Origin of the sequence: Roseateles sp., from assembly GCF_052436255.1 — a bacterium.
GTDB lineage: Bacteria > Pseudomonadota > Gammaproteobacteria > Burkholderiales > Burkholderiaceae_C > Pelomonas.
Genome location: NZ_JBQVNP010000186.1, coordinates 1 through 8,639 on the forward strand (window position 1 = coordinate 1; position 8,639 = coordinate 8,639).

Annotated in this window: 4 protein-coding genes and 1 pseudogene; 2 read left to right on the forward strand and 3 right to left on the reverse strand. The window is 69.1% G+C overall.

Going from position 1 to position 8,639, the window contains the following annotated elements:
• The 3 genes from ACT6S0_RS24815 to ACT6S0_RS24825 form a co-directional block, all read right to left on the reverse strand.
• The coding region (locus ACT6S0_RS24815) for a HAMP domain-containing protein (RefSeq protein ID WP_444766434.1) at positions 1–2,068 on the reverse strand (2,068 nt) is incomplete at its 3' end.
• Between the two features lie 259 nt (positions 2,069–2,327).
• The gene (locus ACT6S0_RS24820) at positions 2,328–5,645 is read right to left on the reverse strand and encodes a S41 family peptidase (protein WP_444766435.1); all 3,318 of its coding nucleotides are present in this window, start codon (positions 5,643–5,645) and stop codon (positions 2,328–2,330) included.
• Positions 5,646–5,709: 64 nt separating this feature from the next.
• A complete protein-coding gene (locus ACT6S0_RS24825; RefSeq protein ID WP_444766436.1) occupies positions 5,710–6,357 on the reverse strand; it encodes a DedA family protein in 648 nt (215 codons plus the stop codon).
• A gap of 57 nt (positions 6,358–6,414) precedes the next feature.
• Here ACT6S0_RS24825 and mutL point away from each other — a divergent pair, with 57 nt between their 5' ends.
• Complete coding sequence (gene mutL / locus ACT6S0_RS24830) at positions 6,415–8,244, forward strand: DNA mismatch repair endonuclease MutL (RefSeq protein WP_444766437.1); 1,830 nt, start codon at positions 6,415–6,417, stop codon at positions 8,242–8,244.
• 10 nt (positions 8,245–8,254) lie between these two features.
• Positions 8,255–8,639, forward strand: a pseudogene (locus tag ACT6S0_RS24835) (pseudouridine synthase); the annotation flags it as partial.

An 8,639-nucleotide genomic window follows, 5' to 3' on the forward strand; every position in this document is an offset into this window, starting at 1 on the left:
TGTTATCGTCGCCAGCGACAGTCTCGTATAAGATACTGTTCCTGCACAGGTCGCCGCGGGCCACCGCCCTCGCCACGTCGGCGATGTTGCGCACCTGGCTGGTCAGGTTGGACGCCATCGAGTTGACGTTGTCGGTCAGGTCCTTCCAGGTGCCGGCAACACCTGGCACCTGGGCCTGGCCGCCGAGCTTGCCGTCGGTGCCCACCTCACGTGCCACGCGGCTGACCTCGCCGGCAAAGCCGTTGAGCTGGTCGACCATGGTGTTGATGGTGTTCTTCAGCTCCAAGATTTCGCCACGCACGTCCACGGTGATCTTCTTGGACAGGTCGCCGTTGGCCACCGCCGTCGTCACGTCCGCGATGTTGCGCACCTGCGCCGTCAGGTTGGTCGCCATGGCATTGACCGAGTCGGTCAGGTCCTTCCAGATGCCGCCCACGCCGCGGCCCTGCGCCTGGCCACCGAGCTTGCCGTCCGTGCCCACCTCGCGCGCGACCCGCGTCACTTCCGACGCGAACCCGCCGAGCTGGTCGACCATGGTGTTGATGGTGTTCTTCAGCTCCAGGATCTCGCCGCGCACGTCCACCGTGATCTTCTTGGACAGGTCGCCGTTGGCCACCGCCGTCGTTACCTCGGCGATGTTGCGCACCTGGCCCGTGAGGTTGGATGCCATGAAGTTGACGTTGTCGGTCAGGTCCTTCCACGTACCGGCAACACCAGGCACCTGGGCCTGGCCGCCGAGCTTGCCGTCGGTACCCACCTCGCGTGCCACGCGGCTGACCTCGCCGGCAAAGCCGTTGAGCTGGTCGACCATGGTGTTCATGGTGTTCTTGAGCGCAAGAATCTCGCCCTTGACTTCCACCGTGATCTTCTTGGACAGGTCGCCGTTGGCCACGGCGGTGGCCACGTCGGCGATGTTGCGCACCTGGCCGGTCAGGTTGGACGCCATCGAATTGACGTTGTCGGTCAGGTCCTTCCAAGTGCCGGCCACGCCGGGCACCTGGGCCTGGCCGCCGAGCTTGCCGTCGGTGCCCACCTCGCGCGCCACGCGGGTCACTTCCGACGAGAAGCCGTTGAGCTGGTCCACCATGGTGTTGATGGTTTCCTTCAGCTCCAGGATCTCGCCCTTGACGTCCACCGTGATCTTGCGCGACAGGTCGCCGCGCGCCACCGCTGTCGTCACGGTGGCGATGTTGCGCACCTGGGCCGTCAGGTTGGTCGCCATCGCGTTGACCGAGTCGGTCAGGTCCTTCCCGGTGCCGGCCACGCCTGGCACCACGGCCTGGCCGCCCAGGCGCCCGTCGGTGCCCACCTCGCGCGCCACGCGGGTCACTTCGGAGGCGAAGGAGCGCAGCTGGTCCACCATGGTGTTGGTGGCTTCCTTGAGCTGCAGGATCTCGCCGCGCACGTCCACGGTGATCTTCTTGGAGAGGTCGCCGTTGGCCACGGCGATGGTCACGTCGGCGATGTTGCGCACCTGGGCCGTCAGGTTGCCGGCCATCTGGTTGACCGAGTCGGTCAGGTCCTTCCAGACGCCGGACACGCCCTTGACCTGCGCCTGGCCGCCCAGCTTGCCCTCGGTGCCCACCTCGCGGGCGACGCGGGTCACTTCACTCGTGAACACCGACAGCTGGTCAATCATGGTGTTGACCAGCCGCGCCGAACGCAGGAACTCGCCCTTGAGCTCCCGGCCGTCGACCTCCAGCTCCATGGCCTGGCCGAGGTCGCCCTTGGCCACCGCACCGATGGTGCGGGCGATCTCGGCGGTCGGCCGCACCAGGTCGTCCATCAGCGTGTTGATCGAATCGACCTTGGTGGCCCAACCACCCAGCGAGCCCGGCAGCGACATGCGGTGCTTGAGCCGCCCTTCCTTGCCGACGGTGGCCGACAGCCGCGCCACCTCCGCCGCGATGCGCGCTTCCTGCGCCGTGATCTGGTTGAAGGCGGCGGCGATCTGGCCGTCGACACCGTCCCAGCTGTTGGGCAGGCGCACGGTGAAGTCGCCATCGCGCAGCCCAGACAGGGCCGCCAGGATCTGGCGGGAGCGCGCGGCGGCGGAGTCGCCGTTCATGGAAGCGGCGTCTGCGCCAGCTCCACCGACGGCGGCGCTAGGAGAGGGGCGCTTCTTGCGAGGTTGGGGCGCGATGGAGACAGTCATGACCCGCCATATTCAGTCCGAGGTGGAGGCGGATTTTGTGGGCCAACTCGGCTGCCCACTGTGTTTTAGGGGGTCCGCGCGCAAAAAAACGTAGCCCGAATCGGGTACGCCGCTTGCCCGAAAACGGCCCGGCCGGCAGGGGCACCAGCGCCCCGGCCTGCCGGGCCGAGGGTTACCGGCCGAGCGTCGCGGCCGGCGGCGCCGGCCTGCGCTGGATGGGCTTCCAGGCCTGCAGCCGCTTGAGCACGTCGGCAATTGCCGCATCGAGCTGCGTGTCCTCGCCGCGGTTGACGGCGGCGGGGTCGAGTTCGACGTCGATGTCCGGCGCCACGCCTTCGTTCTCGATGCGCCACTCGCCCTCCGGCGTGAAGAAGCGGAAGAAGGGCACGGTCAGGAAGCCGCCGTCGATCAGCGGCGGGTTGGTCGAGATGCCGATCAGGCCGCCCCAGGTGCGCTTGCCGATCAGCGGCCCCAGGCCGACGCGCTTGAAGGCATAGGGCATGAAATCGCCGCCCGAGCCGGCGTCCTGGTCGACCAGCATGGCCTTGGGGCCGTAGATGGCGCCGCCGGGTGTGTCGAAGACCAGGCCGTCACGGTCCTTCCAGCTGCCCAGGTAGGGGCGCGCCAGCAGTTCCGTCACATAGTTGGCCGCCTGACCGCCGCCGTTCCTGCGGTCGTCGACGATCAGGGCCTGCTTGTCCACCTGGGCGAAGAACATGCGGTTGAAGTGTTCGTAGCCCTGCCCCGCCGTGTCGGGCATGTAGACATAGGCGACCTTGCCGCCGCTCTTCGCTTGGACCGACCTGCGGTTGCCTTCGATCCAGGCCCAGCGCCGCAGCAGGCTTTCGTTGGCGATGGGCTCGACGACGACGTCGCGGCGGCCCTTGCCCGTGGCGTCCTGCGCGATGCTGAGCACGACCTGCTTGCCGACGGTGTTCTCCAGCAACGCGTATAGGTTGGTCTTGCCGTCCAGCTCATGGCCGCCAACGGCCAGGATGAAGTCGCCCTCCTTCACGCCCAGGCCGGCCGCCGCCAGCGGCGCGCGCAGGTGTGGGTTGAGCCGGTCGCCGGCATACAGCCGGGCGATACGATAGCGGCCCTGCACGAGCGCGAAGTCGGCGCCCAGCAGGCCGACGGCCACCGGCGTCTCCTGGTGCACATCGCCACCGCCCATGCGGTTGTGGCCGACCTGCAGCTCGCCAATCATCTGCACCAGCAGGTCATTGAGGTCCTCGCGGCGCTGCACATGGGCCAGCTGCGGCAGGTAGCGGTCGTAGACGGCCTGCCAGTCCAGGCCATGCATGCCAGGGTCGTAGAAGAACTCCTTCTGCATCCACCAGGTCTCGTCGAAGATCTGCTTCCACTCCAGGCGCGGGTCGACCCGGGCACGCAGGCCCGCCAGGTCCAGCGCCTTGGCCTCGATCTTCTCGTTGGCGTCACCCACTTCCAGCTTGCCGGCGGCCAGCGTCAGCAGCAGCTTCTTGCGGTCTTCGCTGAGCGAGAACTCGGCCACGCCGGTGCGCAGCATCTTGGCCTTGCGCTCCTCGAAGTCGAAGCGCCACAGCTCGGCCGTCGCGCGACGCTCGGCGGTCGGTGCCTCGTTGCTGGAGCCGGGCTGCGGGCGTTGCAGGTAGAACAGCGCGCCGTCGGCCGCGACGGCCAGGTTGTCGTAGTTGCGCTCGGCCACCGGCAGGGCCACGATGCGGTCGGCCAGGCCGTCGAGGTCGACCTTGATCGGACGGACCGGCTCAGGCTTGGCGGGCTTGTCGTCCTTCCTATCGTCCTTGTCGTCCTTGTTTGCGTCCTTCTTGGCGGCCTCCTTCTTGCCCTCCTCGTCGCCCGGCTTGGGCGCAAGCGGCGACTTGCCGTCGGCCGCCAGCACCAGGGCATACAGGCCGGCGCGGCGCGGGCGCTCCTGGGTGGACAGGTCCAGGCCGACGGCCGAAGGGCCGGTGTTGATGGAGGCGGTGAAATAGAGGAACTCGCCCTTGGCCGAGAAGGTCGGCGTGCCGGCGTGGGCCAGGCCATCGGTCAGCGCATGGTTGCGGCCGGTGGCCAGTTCATGCAGCCAGATGCGGCCGAAGTAGTTCTCGCCCGAGCCGGTGTAGGCCAGCCAGCGGCTGTCCGGCGAGAAGGCCACGCCGGTGTCGCGGCGGCGCACGTCGGTGGCAATCTTGACCAGCTGGCCACGCAGCGGGCCGGGCGCCAGGCCGACCCGGTAGAGGCTGAGGTGGTTGTCTTCCAGCACGAGATGCAGGCCGTCAGGCGACCAGTCCAGCAGCGTGAAATAACCCGCCTGCGGCGGGGCGATGCGTTCCTTGGCGCCCAGGCCGCTCTGGGCTTGCAGCACCAGCTCATGGCGCATGCCCGGCGCGTCCGAGAGGTAGGCCACGCGCTGGCCATCGGCGCTCCACAGCGCATCCTTCTCGCGCACGCCGGCGGTCTCGGTCAGGTTGCGCACGCTGCCGTCCTTGACCGGCACGGTGAACACCTCGCCGCGCGCGCTCGCCACCACGCGCTTGCCGGTGCTGGACAGCCGCGCCTGCGTCAGCGCCTTGCCCGCATCTTTCCATTGCGGGCGGGCCTGGTCGGCGGTGCTGGCCAGACGGATGTCGAGCACGCGCGGCTCGCCACCGGCGAGCTCGATCTGCTTGATGCGCCCCCCTGCCTCGTAGACCAGCGTGCTGCCGATGGCGTCCACGCTGCGCACGTCCCACTGCGTTTCACGCGTCAGCTGGCGCAGCGCCTTGGTGGCCGGGTTGAAGGCAAAGAGGTTGGCCGCGCCGTCGGCACGGTCGGAGATGAACACCACGTCCCCACCCGCCCACACCGGCGCCGAATCGGTGGCATTGACGTGGGGGATCTGTTCCCAGGTCTGGTTGGCCATGTCCATGATCCAGACCGGCGGCGTCGAGCCGCCGCGGCTCTGGCGCCAGCCGCTCGCGCCGGCATGGGCTGCGTTGTAGGGCCGGTAGGCCAGCCGCTTGCCGTCGGGCGACCAGGCGCCCTCGAAGGCCACGGCCTTCATGACCTGCTTTTCGTAGCCGCCGTCCAGGCTCACTTCATAAAGCTGGTTGCTGCGGTTGTTGAGCACCTCGCGCGGCGAGGCGAACAGCACACGCTTGCCGTCCGGGCTCCAGCCGCTGACGACATCTGGCGTCGGGTGCCAGGTCAGGCGCCTGGGCACGCCGCCGTCCAGGCCGATGACATAGACATCGGTATTGCCGTCATAGCTGGCCGAGAAGGCGATGCGCTTGCCGTCGGGCGAGAAGCGCGGCGCGAACTCGGCGGCAGCGTGGCTGGTCAGGCGGCGCGCGTTGCCGCCGGCGCGGTCGGCCAGCCAGAGGTCGCCGGCATAGACGAAGGCGAGGTGGTCGTGGGAGGCGGCGGGCTGACGCAGCATCAGCGTCGGTTGAGGCGCTTCCAACTGGGCCAGGGCAAGGCCAGAGGTCATCCAGGCCAGCGCCACGGCGATACGGGACAGGGTCATCGGGATCTCCGACTAGAGTCGCAAAGCCCGCGACTCTAGGCCTTCACGAGGCGCCCGACGGAAGTCAACCGGGCTGGCGCCTGAACCGCGCCTTCAGGCCGCCGCCGATGACGATGAGGCCGGGAATCAGGATCAGCGCCCAGATGATCTTGCTCAGATGGGTCTGCACCCAGGGCAGGTTGCCGAAGAGATAGCCCGCCACCGTCAGGCTCACCACCCAGATCAGCGCGCCGGTCACGTTGTAGAGCGAGAACTTGGCGCGGCTCATCTCCGCCACGCCGGCGACGAAGGGCGCGAAGGTGCGCACGAATGGCATGAAGCGCGCCAGGATGATGGTGATGCCACCGTGCTTCTCGTAGAAGGCATGCGCGGCGTCGAAGGCGCGCTTGTTGAAGAAGCGCGACTGCTCCCACTGGAACACCTTGGGCCCGATGTGACGGCCGATCATGTAGTTGGTCTGGTCGCCCAGGATGGCCGCGGCAATGAGGATGCCCATGGCCAGCGGCAGGTTCATCAGGCCCGCACCGCACAGCGCCCCGACGACGAAGAGCAGGGAGTCGCCCGGCAAAAAGGGCATGACGACGACGCCGGTCTCGACGAAGACGATGGCGAACAGCAGCGCGTAGACCCAGGTGCCGTAGTTCTGCACGAAGGCGGCCAGGTGCTGGTCGACGTGCAGGATGAAATCGATGAGGAAGGTCAGCAGGTCCATGGGCGCGCATTATCTCGGCGGCTTTGTGACGCCTGCGGGGAAACGATAATCCTGGCGATGGATTCCCCCCTGCCCGAGGTCCCCGCTCCCCGCGACATCCGCGAACTCCCCGACGAGCTGATCAGCCAGATCGCCGCCGGCGAGGTCGTCGAGCGGCCGGCGTCGGTGGTGCGCGAGCTGGTGGACAACGCGCTGGACGCCGGCGCGCGCAATGTGCTGGTCAAGCTGATGGCCGGCGGCGTGCGCGGCATCGTCGTCGAGGACGACGGCTGCGGCATCCCGGTCGCCCAGCTGCCGCTGGCGCTGAAGCGCCACGCCACCAGCAAGATCGCGTCGCTGAACGAACTGGAATCGGTCGCGACGATGGGCTTTCGCGGCGAGGCGCTGGCGGCCATCGCCTCGGTGTCGGAGATGGCAATAGCCAGCCGTACCGCCGACGCGGCCCACGCCCACCGGCTGGACGCCCGCAGCGGCGAGCTGTCGGCCGCTGCGCGCTCGCGCGGCACCAGCGTCGAGGTGCGCGAGCTGTTCTTCGCCACGCCGGCGCGCCGCAAGTTCCTGAAGACCGACGCCACCGAGGCCGCCCATTGCGTGGAGGCCGTGCGCCGCCATGCGCTGGCACGGCCCGACGTCGGCTTTGCGATCTGGCACGAGGGCAAGCTCGTCGACCAGTGGCGGGCGGCCTCCAGCGAGCAGCGCATCAGCGATGTGCTGGGGGCCGACTTCATTGCCGAGAGCCGGCCCTTCGAATTCAGCGCCGGGCCGCTGGCGCTGAGCGGCCGCGCCGGGCTGCCCGAGGCTTCGCGCTCGCGGGCGGACCAGCAATACGTCTGGGTCAACGGCCGCCACGTGCGCGACAAGCTCATCAGCCATGCCATCCGCTCGGCCTACGAAGACGTGCTGCACGGCCAGCGTCAGCCCAGCTATGTGCTCTTCATCGAGATCGGGCCCGAGCTGGTCGACGTCAACGTCCACCCGACCAAGATCGAGGTGCGCTTCCGCGACGGTCGCGCCATTCACCAGTCGGTGCGCCGCGCCTTCATCGACGCGCTGGCGCAATCGCGCAGCACCGAGGCGGCGGGTGTCGAATCGGTCATGGCACCGCTGGGCTTCGAGCCGACGACACCGGCAACGCTCTATGACGCCGAGCCGCGCCCCGGCTATTCGGTGTATGTGCCGCCGGTGCCGCCCACGGCCGCCCAGGTGCGGCTGTCCCTGGTGCAGCATGAGACGCTGTGGGACGCCGGCACTGCGCCCGCGCCTGCGGCCGCAGCGCTGCCGGACATCCGGCTGCCTGACCAGGACTGGCCGCTCGGCCGCGCGATCGCGCAGATCCAGGGTGTCTACATCCTGGCCGAGAACAAGCAGGGCCTGGTCATCGTCGACATGCACGCCGCGCACGAGCGCGTCGTCTACGAGCGGCTGAAGGCCAAGCTCGGTGCGACGACCATCGAGAGCCAGCCGCTGCTGATCCCCGTCAGCTTCGCCGCCACGGCCGAGGAGGTCGCGGCGGCCGAACAGCATGCCGACACGCTGGCCCAGCTCGGGCTGGACGTCGCGCCGCTGTCTGCCCGCACGCTGGCCGTGCGCTCGCGCCCTGCCCTGCTGGCGGCGACCGACCTGGTCGCGCTGACCCGCGAGCTGCTGGCCGAAATGGCCCAGTTCGACGCCAGCTCGGTGCTGGAGCGTGCCCAGCACGAGATTCTGGCCACCATGGCCTGCCACGGCGCCGTGCGGGCCAACCGGCAGTTGACGCTGGACGAGATGAACGCCCTGCTGCGCGACATGGAAGCCACCGAACGGGCCGACCAGTGCAACCACGGTCGTCCCACCTGGCGCCAGCTCGACATGCGCGAGCTGGACGCCCTATTCCTGAGAGGCCGTTGAGCCCAAGCCTATGGCCACCATCACCCTCAAGGGCAAGCCCAAGCCCGCCGCCAAGACCCGCAACGCCGAGGGCGAGAAGCGCGCGCCCGTGCGCGGCAAGGGCGTCTCCAAGCCGCGCCCGTCACTCGCCAAGGCGCAGGCGGAACGGGCCGAACGCGAGGAGCAATACCGCAAGGCCCACGCACAACGCAACGAGCGGCCGGTCCGCGACGAGCGCCCTGCGCGGCCGCCCAAGCCGGCCGGCTTCAAGCCCGAACGCCCGCCGCAGCAACGCAGCGAACCCTTCCGCCGCGACGAGCGCCCCGAGCGGCCGCGCGATGAGCGCCAAGGCCGCCCCGGTCCGAGGCCGGGTGGCTACCCACCGGACGGCCCGCCGCAGCGCGCCCAGCGCGGCG